Raw genomic sequence first — 753 nt, 5'->3', positions numbered from 1 at the left:
AGGGTCAGGATGCATTGAATTCCGCCGCGCCGCGTGATTCACGGCTCCACAAACGGAGCGGTAACATGAGCGATCTTTTCTGGCTGACCGACGCACAGATGTCGCGTCTTAAACCCTTCTTTCCGAAGTCGCATGGTAAGCCTCGGGTTGATGGCAGGCGGGTTTTGAGCGGTATTATCTTCATCAACCGCAATGGGTTAAGGTGGCGCGATGCCCCTGCAGCCTATGGCCCGCACAAAACGCTCTACAGCGGCTGGAAGCGCTGGTGCGAGAAAGGCATCTTCGCTCGGATGATGGCTGGTCTGGCCGCTGAGCACGGCGAACAGAAGACCGTGATGATCGACGCGACCTACCTGAAGGCACATCGAAGGGCGACCAGCATGGCCGCCAAAAAAGGGGGGCGCGGTCGCCTGATCGGTCGAACCAAAGGCGGCATAAACACCAAATTGCACGCCATCTGCGACAGCCAGGGGCGCCCGCTCGACCTGTTCGTCACCGCCGGTCAGGTCAGCGATTACATCGGCGCGCGGGCGTTGCTTAGCAGCCTGCCAAAAGTCGACCGGCTGCTCGGGGATCGCGGCTATGACGCCGACTGGTTCTGAGAAGCGTTAAAAGGCAAAGGGATACGCGCCTGCATCCCCGGCCGTAAGCAACGCAAGACCCCGGTCAAACACGATAAGCGCAGGTACAAACGCCGCAACCAGATCGAGATCATGTTTGGCAGGCTCAAGGACTGGAGGCGCGTCGCAACCC

1 pseudogene is annotated in these 753 nt (G+C 59.9%); it reads left to right on the top strand.

The annotated features are described in order from the left end of the window. Nucleotides 1-65 precede the first annotated feature (65 nt). Nucleotides 66-753 (top strand): annotated as a pseudogene (locus ACR0KW_RS24235) (IS5 family transposase); the annotation flags it as partial.

The sequence above is a fragment of the Ruegeria sp. CG11 genome, assembly GCF_056537245.1.
The sequence above is the reverse complement of the archived record's forward strand: the minus strand, read 5'-3'. Positions and strand labels throughout refer to the sequence as shown.